This is a genomic window from Alicyclobacillus sp. SO9, from assembly GCF_016406125.1.
In the GTDB taxonomy this organism is placed as follows: Bacteria; Bacillota; Bacilli; order Alicyclobacillales; family Alicyclobacillaceae; genus SO9.
Window position 1 is genome coordinate 4,506,601 of the sequence record NZ_CP066339.1, and the last position, 16,077, is coordinate 4,522,677.

Consider the following 16,077-nt stretch of genomic DNA (forward strand, 5'->3'; position numbering starts at 1 on the left):
CGCGAAGATGACCCCGTCGAGAAGTGGTTTTATCAAGTCAGCAGCATTGATTACCTTGTTAACTGACTCAGGGAAAGCCACGTGGGACAACGGCGCTTGGTTTACCCACGTGCACAAGGTGTTCCAACCCTGCCCACGACCTGTACTCCATGGTAAGGATGATCATTCAACATGAACACATTCAGGATTGGACACTATGCGGGCAACTGTGGAGGCGTGAGTCCCATAAAACCGAACCATCATTCCAAGAGCAAGCCCCTGAAAAAGGAAGACTCCAGAGTAAGCACCTTCCGATGCCCCAGTAGGGTTGACCAGGTCAAAGACCCCAAAACTACGAGGTACGGCTCTTGAGATCCTCCAAAAGGTTTGAACCCCTGAGCACTGTGTTGCCAGCGCAGTGTTCTACCACTCTTGTTAGTTTCACCAAGCGAATAGCTTAAGATATCTCTACTTTGTATCTTTCATGATTCACAATCATTGAACTAACCCGTATCATGCCTGGATAGGCGCAAGTTTCTCTGAGATATATTGATAAGATTTGATGACCTCAGGTTTCGCGTGGCCTAGCTCAACAAGGAGAGGTATTTGCTGATCAGTGATTTTACGCACAAGAGTTTGCAAAGTGTCAGGCAAGATCCCCTCCCTGCCTGGCCCTTGATAATTTAAAGCCAACGCATTAGCAGCCGTAAGTACATGTTCCAATTCATCAAGTGATTCTAGCCCATTAATGGCTCGTTGTTCAATAGAGTGTGATGGCAAAACACTTGAAATCCGCGCCCAAAGCTCCGCAACCAATACACTACTCTCCTGGAGGTAGTTAGTATTCCAACGAAGCCATAGATGAGCGTGATTCCAGACGGATTCGAACAACAACCTGGAAACCTGTACGTGCTCTGCCCCCCCTTTAGTCAACCACTCACTTGCCATCGCACCGACTATGAGGTAGAACACCACCTTCCGTTGATTTCCAAAATACCCATCGATGCTAAAACTCCATCCTTCCGACCTTGGATTCAAGCACTTCAGGGATTCCTCAAACTCGGTGATGGGGTCCGGTAGATGCGCCAATGCACCAGCTACGTGCCACGCCAACGACCCGTCCTCGCTGTCGTGCAAGTTTGACCAATGGAAATCAGAATTACCAATAATAGACGTGAACGAGTTCCAAACCTTGTGGCAAAGTTCAATGGCAATGCCCTCAGTCAAGGTATCTTTAAAAATGAAACGCGCACTGTTTAGCAAACCCGCTTTACTGGAGTGACGAAGTGTATCAAATAACAAGTCAGGAATAAGGTGGTTGTCCTTACTAACCTCGCGGATAACCTCATCTCTCAACTTTGCCGTGCATTGGTCTTTTCGCAAATCAAATTGATAGATCCCAGTCAAGATGACCGATAAGATCCACAAACGTGCGTCATCGGAAGTTTCGACGATAATCTTCGCCAGGTATTTTAGATGCGCTGGCAATTCTTCTTCATGCCAGCGATTTGCCTCAACCTCTACTGTACTTCTAAAAATCTCATCACGTTCTGTTACAACCCATTTATCAGAAGACCGATGGGTCAGTTGCCCATCAATAGACTCCAAAATCCCTATCGCCAGTTGAATAAACATGACTTTTTGATACAGATAGGTGTTAATTTCTGAATCAGGTGATAGAACGATCCTACAGGCCTCGATAGCGGTATTAATGTCTCCCAACGTCTGAAGTGCAGCGTATTGCATCGACGCCAGCGGCAAATTACAGATCCACCTGAGCCATACTGTCAGTCCAATTTGCTTAGCAAGTCTACCACGAAACTCGACGTCAGACTCTAACATGATTAATTCACCGTTCGTTGTACTTCTCATTATTTCAGACCACGTCCCAGGGCCAACCTGCAGTGTTTCCAAGGATTTCATTTGCTCTACATACCCGTCCCAATACCTCTCATCAATATGTAGAGTCCACCTTTGAACAAGCTCAAGAACATTTCCATGAGATGGGAATTGGAAAATATCTGCTTCGTATTTCAAAGCTTCGTTTGCGGGCAAGTGGCGCAACCACTCTTCGTATATGGGCCAATATTCATGAATAACTGAATGTACACTCCGCCACTCCGCAAAGCCATATCCCTGGATCAGAGCCAACCTTTCACCTATGCATTCACACAAGGCTTGCATAAGTGGTGACTCCGAACTGGGTAATCCCTGTGAACCGCTGGTGCATGTCAGAGATGCTTCAAGCTCGCGTACCGCCCCGGATAGCTCGTCATCTGTGGAAATATCAATCACAAGTTCCTTGTGCGGTGCCAAGCCCGCTCGTTCTATAATGATATTGCAGAAATTATCAATTAGAGAGTGAAAACTGAGATGCCGTAAAGTTATTTTCGCACGAGCTTTTTGTTCATCTTGGGTTGCACGGTGTTCTTGAGTGGAAGGGTCCTCAATATGAAGCCTCCAATCACGATCATATAGCATAATGGACACCTCCTATTGGATACACTTGCTCGGTCCACGTATGGTTCCAGTACCGGGTATACATACTACGGATTAAATCTCGAGCCGCCGAGGTTTCGATTCTGTGAATCGCTGTCGAGCCGTTCCGAATGGCGTGATGAGCAAGAGGATTTCCCACCACGTACACGTGGTCATCAACAAACAGATATCGGTCGTGAAATGCATTTTTACCGCAATCGTCGTGTCTGCTATTGTAGTATCTGACTGTCATGCGAGACACCCACCGATTGCGTTGCCCATCAACAGCCGTCAAGAATCTCCCAACTCTAGTATCATTCAAGTTTTTGGAACCGTCATATCCCATGCTGGTTAGACATTGTACCTCGACACCATCGGGAACAAACGCAAACACGGGAAAACCGTGCTCGTCGATGTAGGGGTCCCAAATGCACACCCTATTTATAGCCATGCCTAGTAGTTGAGCATACATGTCCGGCGGATCGGACATTACTTTATGGTCGTAGCACCAAGTTCCCCCAGCCTGAACGTGATTGCTACTTGAATTACTAATCGGTGGCACAATGACAGGTGGGCAGACACTGGAATCGTCACTCAAATTCTTCTCCTCCTTCCATACGACGCCTAGTAACCCAGTCAGTCAATCCAACTGCTTGTTCATCTTGAAACCACCAGCTTTTGGCCTGACGAATTAATGGTTGCGGATTTGGTACTCGAAAAAGAGTAGTGGCTCGGCTTCCAAACTCATTGAGCGAACTGCCAAGGATATATACTTGCTCATCGATTACAATGAAGCGATCGTGCAATGGGCTCTTGTCTCTCCCCTTCAGCGCTCGACATTGAATCCTGGCAGTGGGATCCTGAGTTTTAATAGCCTCCAATACTTCATAAAGCTTCTCTCCATGTGTGGTCTCTGAGTCTTTGTCAACCTTTTGAATGAGAAACGCTACAGAGCTAATTAAACAAACTTCTAGATTAGAGTTGCTCACAAATAGGGCAAACTCAAGTACGTCTGACGCCGATAGATAGGGATCACAGATAAAACATTTATTCTTTGCTTGACTTAAGAGTTCTCTGATAATTGGTTTTGCTCTATCTATTGAGGACTCTTCGGGTGGAAAATAGACAAATGTACGATTGTCCTCAAATGAATCTAGTTCTCGCTGTTTTTCGGCAGCGATTAGCATTTCCTCAGGTGTTGCATCTTTGTCGCTGGGTCTTCCGACATTGTGGTAATGTACGGTCGGTATCGTATATGTCTGTTCGATTCCATCCTGTTTCCTTATAGTAAAACGGCGCGATGGACCCATCAGCCCCATATTAATTTGCATGTTTTTCATAAAGTGCCCTGAGAAGTCATACAGTACCTCACCTGTCGCGTGGAATAATCTAGTCCGCAATCGATAGGGGGAGCATGGGATACTTAGAAGCTGTTTGGCCTTGTCGCATCTATAAATTAGAGAAAATCCATTTCCATTCGGTCTCTCATCCGCCAACTCAACACTAAGCCCGTCGATCGTTTTACCAAGACGTGGATACAACTCAACAAGAACGTTTTTCTCATCTGCGGATAAACGCTCCTTAAGTTGCCTCAAAATCGGATTCGTGAAGCACAAAATCGTTGCCCCGAAGAATTCGTAATACCCTTGCAAATCGACACCAATGGCTTCACTTACGAACGATGAAAGTTCAAGATACTCTTTGTCACTGAACAATCGACGTGTGGCACCCGACGTGTCAAGGAACGCACAAGTTCGAAATCCAGCAGATCGATGCGGCAAGACACCTGCTATTCCGCTACTTTTGTGCATAGGCAAGACCAGAGGCACTTCATTGGGTGGATCCATTGTGCTAATGCCCGCACTTACGACTTGTACTGGCGGATCATCGTTGATCACGCGGCAATTGGACTCCCCTCGAAAATATTGAACGGCAGCCTGTCCACTATCTTCGAAACGGCGGAGTATGAAGATGCTTCTGTATGGGTCTAAACGTTTCACTACTTGAGGAAATGAACGTCCGTTTGGATCCTTACTTGTGGTTTCATCTGACTTCTGTTGTTCCGTTGGGCACATTTCACATACCGAAAACAGGTTGGTATACGTGTCAAGCCGTCTATCATAAAGCAAAACACAAGTGATCTCCGTTCGTTCGTACTCTAATGCGATTTCATCCAACGTTCGAATCTGCCTTGATTCGCCCTGGAGTAATTCATCATTATTCATTCAAACGGCCCCCTCTCTCGATTTGTCGACACGTGCCTCAACCTGCCCTGCACTTATTTATCAGCACAGAGCACAGATTTACGTAAGAACTTGATTGTTGCAGATATATACTGATCACGAACAATAAAGTTGGTAACCGATCTTCTGGCTTCAAGCAGTTCAGCATCTGTCGACGAATAGTAGGATCGACAGCAAAAATCTATAAGCATACATTAAAACGCACTATTATTCACTATGTTGCGCATGTTCTTATGTCGTTAAAGCCCCCAATAGTTTAAGAACAAATACTACACTAACCAAATACGGGATCGACAATTCCATAGAGTTGATCACGTTCTCCACTAAGTTCTTGGGCATTCAGAATCATGACTGGAGATATCATTTTCTCTTCAAAGCCGTATGTCAATAGGACTTTCATAAAGTCTTCTTTTTGACTTGGAATATCAATACGTACTGAGCCAGACCAACCCGATACAAAATTTTCCACAAGCGCTAGTGCGACATCCTGTGAGTCAGCTACTATGGGACCGACCACCAGTACATTGTTCCGACGAACTCCGAAACCAAACCCTATAACATTGTTTTTCGCATTCCTTATGAGATAACCACGTTCTATATTTGCAAAGAGAACTGTATATAACTCACTTCGATTTGCGCCAAATACCGTCTCATCTAGCGCAATAAGCTCATTGAGATCGTCTGCTCCAACATGGTTAACTTCAAAGAACTCGTTAACCTTCATGTGTCTAAGAGGCTTATTCACTTCAAAGCGATGTATATTCCCGATTGTTTGAAACCCAATCGATTCATATAGAGGGAAACCCTGTTCCGTTGCCACTAGCATCACAGGCGCGCCGACTCGTTCGGCTTCAATCAAACAATGCTTGACGATACTTTTTCCAAGTCCTTTTCGTTGGAAATCCGAATGAACAATGACGACACCCAAGGAAGCCAGAGTAGAATTGTAGATGTAAATTCCCGCACTTGTAACTAAGTTCCCTTCAAACCGATAACCAAACATCTTACCAGCAGGGGAAATAAACAAATTTGTATGCCCTGTCGTAAAGTTCCATCCAACACTTTGAGCTAAATTCTGAAGAGCAGGACCGTCATCCTTAGTTATCATGTCGATTGCAAAATCTTGATACATTGCTCTGACTCCTTCCTACAGCAGAAGTTTTACTATATTTATCCACAAGAAAGTATAGCAACTTTGTCGGTAAACTGCCCGTTAGCTACATTTCCATTTTATAGAACGAACGAATAAATATCCATATTTAAACACAAAATCTCTACCTGTACTCACTAGAGACTCGCGACACTCAATTAAGTCATACAAAAGAAACCCCAGGGCACAGGATTGTACCATGGGGTCAAAGAGTTACCAACTTTATTGTTCGTGATCATATACATTTTTCTGTATCTAAATTCATTCGTCTCACTAACTCTGCGAAAAGGTCTCACCCTATTTGCGAAACATCTCACTAATTATGCAAAATCACACCCACGCGGGAGCGTGGATTGAAATACCTTCATGATTACACCTCCCTAAATAGGGGTGACGTCGCTCCCCACGCGGGAGCGTGGATTGAAATTTGAATATTTTCTATAATTACGTGTAGAATTGGTCCAGTCGCTCCCCACGCGTGAGCGTGGATTGAAATAGCACATGCAAGAAACCCAGCACCACATGTTAAAAGCGTCGCTCCCCACGCGGGAGCGTGGATTGAAATTGGACTCTCGTATACTGTTCACCGGCCCCCGCTGTCGCTCACCACGCGGGAACGTGGATTGAAATTCGTGATTGGATGTACAGCAATTGGCGGATCGGCGTGTCGCTCCCCACACGGGAGCGTCTGTATCCATCAAAACAGTCTCAGCATGGCACAATGATCTGCTCCCTTAAGAGAGAACCTATAGACCAACTTCTTGCTATAGTCTTCTACAAATTTCTTACTAGACAATCACTATAAACTACTTGGCTTATGTATTACGTGCACGAATGCCCTAAACAAAATTCACTAGAAAGAGCATTGCTTTATTACCTGAGACCATAATTACTTCTTTGTGTTACAGATAGAATCTTGATGTAACAATACAGTGTTTTACGGTAAGTTGCAGCAACCATAGTGTGCTTTCATGCACATAGAAGAACCCTAAGTACTGAGGATGTACCTAGGGTCACAAACCATTGTTCTTCTTATGCATTTTTCTGTATCTAAATTCATTTGTCTCACTAATTCCGCGAAAACGTCTCACCTTATTTGCGAAAAATCTCAATAATTATGCGAAATCACAAATGTGGGTTATAATTACAAACGGCACAAATCAGCCACTAAAATGAGGTGAATTTCAATGTTCAAATGGCATTTTGTATATCATGAAACGGCATAAACTGTAGTTTATATACTATAAAGTGACACAAACTGTATTGTACGCTCATTGCAAAAGACTTTCCCTTACTAATTCCATGTTCCTCTGAATACGATACTTAGCATCATGTAGAGCTTTTACCAATACCGGATAGTAATATCCGATATGATCCGGGACGTCTGCATATCTCAAGACGTCCTGTATGGATGCAGATTGATTCTGAGAGATGATCGCACCAGTAGCAATCTCTATCCGTACCCTACATTCCTCAACCTTGCGTTGCAGTTGCCGCTGCCTGCTGAGGTCAAACACTTCCTTTATCCAATCATTTAATTGAGGGCAATGACGTTTCACTGTTGGTGGCGATGCACCAATGTATTCAAATACATCCTTGACGTATATTATTGTTTCATCAGCTTCCTTACTTCCGACAAACTCCTTCGCCCGATCCCACCACTGTTGTATCGTTAGTTCTCTCAATATCTTCTTCTGCTGTTCTATCTCTTTCCATATATATTCCCGATAGGGGGTCGATTTAACTGTAACATTTCTCAAAAAGGAAGCATTTAGACGACGAATAACTTCATTCATTGTGATCTCAATGCTTAAACGTTTCATTTCCTCAATTTCTTGAACTAATTTGTCCATAAAGTAATCATTAGCTGGTCTCGCAAGATCATCTTGAATGTTCACAGTCCCATGTATATCTCCGGAAAAGTACCATCTTTGAATGACGTCTAATGAGCGATAGTAATGAAATTGTGTCCGTGTCCAGGAGAATAATACCCATGCCGACTTGGATTTTTCCTTTGTATCACTTGAGTAAATCAATCGGAATCGCCGCATCAATTCTTTTTCCGAGAGGGTAGGCGGCCTAAGTCTATCGTTCAAGAACTTAGGTAGTAATTCGTGTGCAACAATGTAGCCTACCAAACGCTGAATTGTTGACATACCTATCGCATAGGTTTCTCGAATATATTCATACGAAAGACCGTTAACCAGGCATTTGCGAATTACATTTATTCTTTCAATATCGGGTCGCACAGCTACCCATTGAGATGTAGGATCATAACCGTATTCCATGTAACAACCCATACAGACTGCAGGCTGGATATACTTTATGGCACCTCGCTGATGATACTGGCGATGGCCGACCGATGGTGCGCCATTACAAAATCGGCCTGGTGTTCTCATCCCCTTGTTGCTTCCATGAAACCCACACCAAGGAGTGGAACATGCCCCCGCCTCCTTTATGCTCGCAACAGCTAGGTTAGAACCAGAGAAACTGTCTGGAACGGTCATCGATGGAAAATTTTGAGGTTCTATATTTCGACAACGCAAAATATTGAGTAGGGTACTTATTTTTGGAGGATATCCTTGCTCGTTATCATTCAAATAATGAAGAAATGCTGAAACCGTTCCAGCGCTTATGCCAACAACGTTGTTGCGATCCCACATCTCGGCCTGCCCCGTTGCGATATAAAGAAGTTTGACGGTGAAGGATTGTGTAAGTGACCTATCACCGAGTCGCTGTATAAACTCCCCACCACTCTGATGAAGGAATCTCCATTGATTCTGTAATTCCATTTGCTCTTCGAATGTATCCGATTTGGAAATATCAGATGAACGGTTCAAAGAAAAATTATACCCACACCAGTTACATAGGAAACCTGCTAATGTCTTAGCTGCGTACGGTTGAGGTCTGCCAAAGTAACTGGTAGACCCCATTTTCCTTCAGACAGGCGGGGCAAAAACGACGATGTTGCACATCAATATCTCTTTGCAAGGTTAATTTTACATTCGCTGATTCGGGTTCCTTGTAATCGAAGAACTTCTTAATTAACGGCTGGAAAGTAAGAGCATTCAAAACCACAGGACTTACACCCGTCAATTCACTAAGGGATTCCAACGGTACATACCGACTTGGAATGAAATCAAGCCGATAGTAATCTCTCCTTCGTAGGTCGTCACTGGTCACTTCCAGCATCCGCAAAATGTCTTTGAGTTGTCTTGAATTTCGATTAGCTACCGTAGAAAGAAAAGATGTAAGGGATTCTCCTGTCTTGGGCTGGGGTCTGACAGTAAAACTTCTCATCATTCCTTTGACCCTTCCTGTCGTTACTATCAGACACATATTCGATGCTGACGCAAAAAAACTAATCACTCTGTCATTTCTTTAATATTGCGATTATGCTCTACCATTCGTTCGTGGATATATGCCGTAATCTCAGGTGCGATTCTCCATAAAACCGTACGACTAGTTTCAATTATATTATACAATGACCCAGACGTAAGGATAGTGGTCAGATTTTGTGACAAGTAGTTTTCGATCTTTTGATATATCTCATCTTTTCGACGTTGCGTTCTTTGTTCCCATTGAAATTTCTTTGCTTCAGCAATCAAATCGTTATCACCCCAATTCCGAATCGTCTCCGCACATACCCCTACAGTGTTGCAAACCGCAGCAATCGTAATATCCCGATCGTTCTTCATGAATTCATCCAGCACTTCCCGAACTTTTTCCCGTTTTACTATACCGTCTGAACGTTTCCACGGTCGAGGACGTTTCAACCCAATCAAAGCACGCATCACTTGCGGGTGAAATCGATACACAAGAAACTGTTGATAGCTATCCCAGCAATCCCACTGTTGGATGGTTTTCCATGTCGTTCCGTGACAAACGGCCGCAAAAACCCGTTCAAGCAGTGAACTGTCCACCACCAGCGACTCACTCCATTGATCGAGTTCCACTCGGGTGCAAAAATAAGCCAGGCATCGGCGGGTTTTCTCCTCAGTAAATCCGATACTACGTGCCAAACCCTTCATACCATTTAGTGAAGTATTCGTGCCCGTCAGCGCCTGATATCCTTCGATAAAGTAGGTTCGCTCTTCAAGCTGCCCGTCTTCATTAATGGCATATTCACAACCGCACTCCGTACAGGCAAGATAATAAAACAAAGTCTTACCAGACTTACGGCGCTTTAGGGTCGTTCCCGTTTTCACGAGCGTACCTGGGCTCTGATGCCCGTCACACCAGGGAGCAAGGCAAGATAGTTGTTCTAATCGCCGAACAACACCTTTACGTACTGAAACAGCAAAACTGCCCGGAACGCCGACCTGAAGAAATTCATTCATGGATACCTGATTTCTATAAAGCGAATTAAGCAAGAATGAAAGATGGAGGGTTCTTTTTTGCGACAGGCTACCCCGTGCGTGTTGAAGAAGTGTTGGTAATACTGATGCCACCTTCTCCTCGGCAAGTTTCCGATTAAAATGTAGCTGCCGCCCACATAGCAAATAAAGAAGGCGCATGGCAACGTCGTGAGAGTCGATCAGAGAGCCACCGGGTTCTAGCAACCTATACAACGCTTCATAGGTCCAGTGCTGTTGCTCTAGTTCGTCACCGACAATTGCTCGTGTTTGATTTTTAGTAAGTAGAAATCCGCAATAGGGACACACGTCCAGAAATTCGATATCCTTAAATTTAATTTGTTTTTTACAGGCAGGACAGTGTTCAACAAGGTAAACGTTGTGTTCAACACAGGACGTAACAAGGCTCATCTTCCACAGTAAGCGATAGTGTTTTGTCTCCTTCAAACACTGAGGGCAAAATCGGTACTTGTCCAGTAGCAGCCCCGACATAAAGCGTGACCGTCGAATTTCCTCATTTACACCGAATCGGGTTAGTAAGGGATGAAATGTAGTGTGTAACAGCTCCTCAACGGTGAGACCAGCTAACCTTGAAAAGCTCTCTGTATCTATTATACTTCTGGGAGACACATCAAGAAGGCTAAGATCCGCTCTCTGTATATACTTTGTCCCCCAAATCCTAACAGAGTTCAAAAGCGACAAAACTGGGATGCCATTTTTGTCGGCGAAGCGAAGTACATAGCCCCAGAATGACTCTGCAAAGAATGGTTTGGGACGAGCTCTAAAAACCGTGTTCCCCATTTATAACAACTCCCAGTACGGAATGGAATTAGTTATTTCCAATATGGGTCAATTCATAACACGACACTGGTGACCCTGGATAAGAAATATCCGACAGTGGTATCATGGGTAGACGACACCTCATGTCTCGTTAGCTGGTGACGGGGGATGAGCCCGCCTCAGCTGCTTGGATCGTTATTAGACCAACTTGCTAACACTATGTACTTAACGGGGGGCTTTCTTCTCCCCTAACCGGTCACACAAAGGTTGATTCGGCTACCTGAATTATCATGTGGAGGACCGAAGACATCATTGCAAAAACATAGTTGACACCGTGCAGACAGAACACTGTATATGCAGGGCTTTGGCTATGTCATGTTGGTGAATTAGCAGGGGATAAAGGCGCTGATAGAACACTTAATGGAGGAATAATGATATGCATGATGTTTGTTTTGCCAACTACAAAGAAATAACCAAACATCTGAAATACCAGAAGTCAAGTTCTGCCGATGAAGTCATTGAAATCGTAAAACACTCCTATGAAAACAAGAATGGAGATCCTGATAGTTCGCATTTTGTAGGAGAGAAAGGACGGTATCGGGACAGAGAAACATGGATTGAAGGAGATATTTTGGTAAAGGACCTAGTAAGAGTTTCAATGTATCCAGAGGCACCGTGGGCAAAATACTTAACCAATAGCACCCGAGCTCCCGCTCAAGCCAATGACAAGTCTTTTCGTAATGGGTTAGAACGCTTACAAAGCCTAGAGTCATCTCAATACGCCGATCACTATGCGAAGGTTCATGGGATATATGAAGCTCTACGAGAAGGTTCTTTTCCAAATGAATTGCGTTACGTCACTATACTGCAATGGCAATTAGTTGAACCATTTGTTCAAGATGGAAACCACAGACTTCTTGCATTAGCAAAACATAACTTAGACAACGTAATCAAATGTTATGTAGGTTACAATGCACAGGACAGTCTCTTGCCATCATCTGTTTGACTGAATCAGACAAATAACACGGCCCATCGGTACAGGATAAAGCAAGAATAGTCATAGAGCAAACTTTTAGACTGCCTTGAGAGACGGAATTTTAACCGGATATTTTCAAACACCGCCCCTTCAAGCGGACTATCCTGCGTTCCTGATTTACCCCATATTTCGTCTCTATGCTTATACTGATTGAATCGCTATTCCCTGTCACCTGTATTGGCAATCCCCCGGCTCACCTGCATTGCATAGTTGTCCCAATATGCAAATCGACTTTTCAGAAAATCCTTTCTCTCTTTCGTTAGTAATCGATTACGTTCTGCTGCGGCCTCTTTACTATGGATTAAGGCGTGATACGGTGCAAGGCTAGGGCCAAGCTCTAAAGTTGGCGGGATAGACTTGGCTACATACTGCCTATTTTCCACCTTGCTGCACAAGAAATTACGAGCTTCGAACTGTGGACTTAATCTATCATACGTCATCAAAAATTCGTCGCTGCGAGCAAGCTGTGCCCTTTTTTCATTCAGGCGTGGATTTGTATCAAACTCAGATCTTCGTCCGTAAACAAGCACATAAAGTGGCTTTAGAGTGCGAGGAGAGTGGAAGCTACTTGGAACGGAAAACAAGCTATAGAAGAGAGATTCATGCTCTGGCTTCGCAAACCACGTTTTCCATTCAGTTAGTTGGTCTTGTGCCTGAGCAAATTTATCAGTGGGTTTTCCCTTCTTTGTGAACCACTGCTTCGAAGGAGCCTCAATTTCAATTAGAACTGGATAAATAGTCATGCTGTCACTGGCAATCCACATGAAGTCGGGTATTCGATTTGAAGAGCCCACAAGTCTTGGTTGAGTTATAACTGTTCCTGCGTACGGATAATGTCCCGACGTTCCAATTAGTCCAAATGGCCCAGGTAGCAAACAAGGATGTTTCTCGAAAAATCTCTGAAATACCTTTTCATTGTCCGCATCTTGCAAAAGGTATTTCTGGATTTCTTGTTTCAGAAAGTGCTCGTAACTACTCCAACTCATTTCCGGAGGTGCGATACTTGCAAGTTCAAAATTTTTGTGTTGCATTATTTATCTACTCTCCTTTACACCAACTTGACTTCACCGTTCAAGTTCTAACCCGTTCGATGTACAGGGTGTAAGTATCCTTCAAGGACCCCCTCAAATGAACAAACGGTAGTCGTAAGCCTGAGGTTGGAGTCCCTCCAGAAGCGAACCGATCTGTGCGATTTTCTTGGCAGATTGAATCGTTGCAGGCATCTTGTTATACATATCAACAGAGTTCCAGTCCATTTTGGACAGTCCTAAAAGTTCCCTCGTTATGGTACGCAAACTGGAATTACCCTGATGACGTGTCACCAACAGGGGGGCCGGAATCCGTCTTTTCCCCAAGTAGTACCGCCTCTGCGGATTCACACTCTCGGTGCTTCCATGGACCCAAACGAGAGCTTTGTTATCATCTATCACGATTGCCGTGCCACGCTTGACCGGATAACGATCTGGATGGATCTTTTCATGCTGCACACTGGACGCTATGAACCTCATACCACTGTCAATTACCACCTCAATCATGTCTATATTTTCAATGCCCTCGAGACCATCAAGTAAACCTTGTCTTTCTTCTCGTAAGAATGGTGTGTTTTTGTGAAAGACGACTCGGTTTGGCAACTGATGAAATGACTCAAAGAATAATTCCCGCACTATTTCGGCCGTGCGCCTTGCGTCATCATAGTTCATATGTGGGTTCTCTTGAATCATGATGGGGTTTTCAATTCTTCTGAGCTTATACTGCAGACCCAAACCGTTAGACCCGTATATGTGACTACATCCAAGAACGATCCTTCTTCGTTTATCCTGATGGTCAGCGTGCATGCTGTATCCGAGTCCAACAAAAGCGGTATTATGACTTATATTCTCCAGAGTCCACGGGGTTCTCATGGACTTTACGTAAAGCTGCAAGGCAAGTCCCCACGCAATCCTAGATTGGTACGGAGCTGTCAACGTTGACTCACGTATAAGTTGCGATGCAACACCTTGATGCACACAGTAAGCTTTGATGGAATCATGTAAATCAAAGCCGTATGTTGAAGAATCGACCGACTCCCATGGTTTCCATCGTGTCGGTATATAAATGAGAATAACGTTGGGTGACGTGGCCGAGCGAACGGAGTCGATACAACTCTTCAGTCTCTCTAACAGCGTTATAGCGCCCGATTTAGCATCTGTGGACAAATCTGCCCCCGAACAAGTTGCCCAGGCTGTACTTCCTGGATCTGGAAATCGAAGAGGTAGACTAAAACAGCTTGGAAAGCCGGGGTAATCCAACCAATACTCGTCGCTTCTGTCTGCTGACCGGGCATTATTTAACTGTTGAAGGAATTGGTGAAGCTTCTTCTCATCTTGCGCAGGTGAAACGACTCCGATTCTTACCTCCGTTGCTAAACCTGATTGTGTTAAAGAATAGTCATATGGCCGATTATTGGCCATTCCCCGCAACGGAAAAATGTCATGTCGTGGTCTTTTGCCCGACGTATCTGTAAATAACAAAGATGGTTCATCAACTTGCTCTCCATATAATGACACAAACCGTTGAATTTTGTCCGCTGCTATTGTCTGCATCTGCCTCGATGACGCAGAACCGACCGCAACAAAAAGTGGAGATCTCCTCGCTTCATATCTATAGTACGGGGCCTCAGGAAACTCAAAAACATTGGTGCCAAAGGGGAATATTTCGTCGATCCATTGATTGAGAACTTCGTTGAATTGTTTGTTGTACTGACCGGATAACTCTTGCCGTTTCAGCTCCATGTCGTCCTGACGACTTAACAACTTACCATCCAATGCTGTCGCCCGAATGGTGGGTTTCATTAAAATGTACGTATGACCTGCGAAACGTCTCAAATATAAGGCTGCAGCCTCGTAGATTCGACACTGCTTCTTATTCACAACCGTTTGGTGAGATGCTCTAAGCTTGTATACTGCACCTTTATTGGTATACCCTAGAGCGTGTTTTGCGGCTAGTGAGCGAACCAAGCCATGCATCAACAACGATTGAATGACTGAATGGTCCGCAACGGAGTTTGTTTCGACGTAATCAGCCGTTCCCTGAACAAAGCCTTTGAGAACTTGGGCGGCCTTGGCCGCATCACCCATGCAGAAGATACTCTTCCGGAACGGGACTGCAATGACGCCTGTCCCTTCAGTAGCCTCTCTCAGCTCCCTCCACAGATAATTGCCCTTGTACCTTAATTCGAAAGCAAGTAACTTCTGTGGTACTTGACACTTAAATGCATTCGTTTTTCCAAATCCAACCACACGCTCTCTTGCAACTGTAAATTTCGGTGCCTTGACCTTAATCTCGGCACGAAATGGAGCCATCTGTGCTTTTCGCTCCTTGGTCAAGCATGTAGATGATAAGCGAAACAAAGTGTCATCGAAACCTTCGGTTGAGACATAGAAAGCTGCTCGTCCTGCAGACCGAGCCGTCTCAATCAATTGGATGATATGTTTCGGAGGCTCAGAATCTCCATACCCACACCAATACAATCGGCCACTTCCTGAAACCGAATATGCATCTATGAGGGCATCCATCACAGACTTATCCCTACCGCTGTATCCGCTCACAATTAGATTGGTATCCCTCAGTTCACGAACGAGTGTCGATCTCAGGACACCATCCTGTGTCTTTAGCTCATCTGGGGTGTTCTTCAGCGAATCATATCGATAGTCTCCATGGAGTGATATAATGCGTAACTCATCTTTTCTGGCTGGTCGTTCAATGCGAGTCGTTGAATCCAATCCGATCTCGATGCAATTCAGACCAGACATTGCACCAGCCTTCGCTACCAATCCGTCAAAATTCGTGGTCCACACAGACCTAATAATATCCTCTTGCGCAAGTAAACAGAGAAGTTTGTAGCCTGTATGTGGGCTCGCATATCTGAGTATATTCTCAAAATATTGACGCCTGTCGTCTGGCCATGGATAACACTTTTCGATGTAAAAACCATACTCTTCATCTGACCCGTTAGGGGGATACTCCCCTTCATCATCTAACCACTGTTGTATCGTGTTCCTGACACTTGCCAGAGAA

Annotated in this window: 10 protein-coding genes, 1 pseudogene and 1 CRISPR repeat array; of the genes and pseudogenes, 1 reads left to right on the forward strand and 10 read right to left on the reverse strand. The window is 44.4% G+C overall.

Going from position 1 to position 16,077, the window contains the following annotated elements:
* Positions 1 to 492: 492 nt before the first annotated feature.
* From GI364_RS21065 to GI364_RS25510, 8 genes and pseudogenes are all read right to left on the reverse strand, one after another.
* Complete coding sequence (locus GI364_RS21065; RefSeq protein WP_198851142.1) at positions 493 to 2,460, reverse strand: hypothetical protein; 1,968 nt, start codon at positions 2,458 to 2,460, stop codon at positions 493 to 495.
* Positions 2,450 to 3,055 (reverse strand): hypothetical protein, encoded by a 606-nt coding sequence (locus GI364_RS21070; RefSeq protein ID WP_198851143.1) that lies wholly within the window; start codon positions 3,053 to 3,055, stop codon positions 2,450 to 2,452. Before GI364_RS21070 ends, GI364_RS21065 begins: the two co-directional genes overlap by 11 nt.
* A complete protein-coding gene (locus GI364_RS21075; protein WP_198851144.1) occupies positions 3,048 to 4,682 on the reverse strand; it encodes a VPA1262 family N-terminal domain-containing protein in 1,635 nt (544 codons plus the stop codon). The genes GI364_RS21070 and GI364_RS21075 overlap by 8 nt, the downstream gene beginning before the upstream one ends.
* A 292-nt stretch (positions 4,683 to 4,974) precedes the next feature.
* Positions 4,975 to 5,832 carry a GNAT family N-acetyltransferase gene (locus tag GI364_RS21080; RefSeq protein WP_198851145.1) on the reverse strand — a complete coding sequence of 286 codons (858 nt, stop codon included), beginning with the start codon at positions 5,830 to 5,832 and terminating at the stop codon, positions 4,975 to 4,977.
* Between the two features lie 346 nt (positions 5,833 to 6,178).
* Positions 6,179 to 6,480: direct repeats of the CRISPR family, unit length 32 nt; unit sequence GTCGCTCCCCACGCGGGAGCGTGGATTGAAAT.
* 641 nt (positions 6,481 to 7,121) lie between these two features.
* Positions 7,122 to 8,690 carry a hypothetical protein gene (locus GI364_RS21085; RefSeq protein WP_198851146.1) on the reverse strand — a complete coding sequence of 523 codons (1,569 nt, stop codon included), beginning with the start codon at positions 8,688 to 8,690 and terminating at the stop codon, positions 7,122 to 7,124.
* A gap of 46 nt (positions 8,691 to 8,736) precedes the next feature.
* A complete protein-coding gene (locus GI364_RS21090; RefSeq protein WP_198851147.1) occupies positions 8,737 to 9,153 on the reverse strand; it encodes a TniQ family protein in 417 nt (138 codons plus the stop codon).
* A 62-nt stretch (positions 9,154 to 9,215) separates the two neighbouring features.
* Positions 9,216 to 10,190: a hypothetical protein gene (locus GI364_RS24965; protein WP_233095904.1), complete on the reverse strand. Its 975-nt coding sequence runs from the start codon at positions 10,188 to 10,190 to the stop codon at positions 9,216 to 9,218.
* Between the two features lie 396 nt (positions 10,191 to 10,586).
* A pseudogene (locus GI364_RS25510) lies at positions 10,587 to 11,006 on the reverse strand (TniQ family protein); the annotation flags it as partial.
* A gap of 415 nt (positions 11,007 to 11,421) precedes the next feature.
* Here GI364_RS25510 and GI364_RS21100 point away from each other — a divergent pair.
* Entirely contained in the window at positions 11,422 to 11,991 is a 570-nt protein-coding gene (locus GI364_RS21100) for a hypothetical protein (RefSeq protein ID WP_198851149.1), read from the forward strand.
* Positions 11,992 to 12,179: 188 nt separating this feature from the next.
* Here GI364_RS21100 and GI364_RS21105 read toward each other — a convergent pair whose 3' ends face one another.
* The gene (locus GI364_RS21105) at positions 12,180 to 13,052 is read right to left on the reverse strand and encodes a Shedu immune nuclease family protein (RefSeq protein ID WP_198851150.1); all 873 of its coding nucleotides are present in this window, start codon (positions 13,050 to 13,052) and stop codon (positions 12,180 to 12,182) included.
* Positions 13,053 to 13,145: 93 nt separating this feature from the next.
* Entirely contained in the window at positions 13,146 to 15,857 is a 2,712-nt protein-coding gene (locus tag GI364_RS21110; protein ID WP_198851151.1) for an SIR2 family protein, read from the reverse strand.
* Positions 15,858 to 16,077: the final 220 nt, after the last annotated feature.